At 55.1% G+C, this 752-nt stretch carries 1 protein-coding gene; it reads right to left on the bottom strand.

Translation table 11 applies throughout. From position 1 onward, the window contains the following. On the bottom strand, positions 1–521 hold a 521-nt coding region (locus AC1DWI_RS25175; RefSeq protein ID WP_477669190.1), incomplete at its 3' end, for a tripartite tricarboxylate transporter TctB family protein. Between the last annotated feature and the right edge of the window lie 231 nt (positions 522–752).

Raw genomic sequence — 752 nt, forward strand, 5'->3', positions numbered from 1 at the left:
CAGTAGCCGAGGAAGCTCAGCAAGTCGAACTGGCCTTTGAACAAGGGAACCTTGAACCAGACCTCGAACATGAAGAAAAACAGCGCGATCACAACGAAGGAGGTGATCACGCTTTTGATCGGGGAGAATTTCCCCAGGATGATCATGAACAGCGCGATGTATACAGCGGACGCCACGTAGAGGCCAAAAAACTGGACAGCCAGCACATAAACAATGGCAGGAAGCAAAACGGCAAGTACCCGCTTGAGTTGCTCTCTGTCGACAAATACCTCGGTATTCCTGTTCTTGCCGAACAAGGCTTGGTAGAGGGTGCCGAGGCCTGAAATACACAGGATGATGCCGATATAAAACGGGAAGTAGCCTGAACCGGGGCCATCGGTGGTCCAGCCGGACCCCAGGGCCCAACTGCCCTGGATGACCACGGCACCCAGGATGACAATACAGGTGGCTACGATCGCTTCAACAACATAGGTCGCGACGCCCGAGCGGGCTTGCGCGCCGGATTCTTGGTTTGGCTCCATGAGCAACTCCGTTGGATTGAGTGCCCTGTACCAGGGCGAACTTGATTGATTGTGGGGCTGACACTTGGCCAGCCCGCAGGAGAAAACCCGTCGAACGGGTTTTCTTTATCGTTACTTCGCGATGAAGCCGGCTTCCTTCATCAACTCACGATGGCGCTGCTCTGCGCCGCCCAGCCATTTTCCGAACTCGTCGCCGGACATCGACGTCTGGTTGAACGCACCTTTTTCCAT

Source organism: Polaromonas sp. P3_C2 (genome assembly GCF_056402675.1).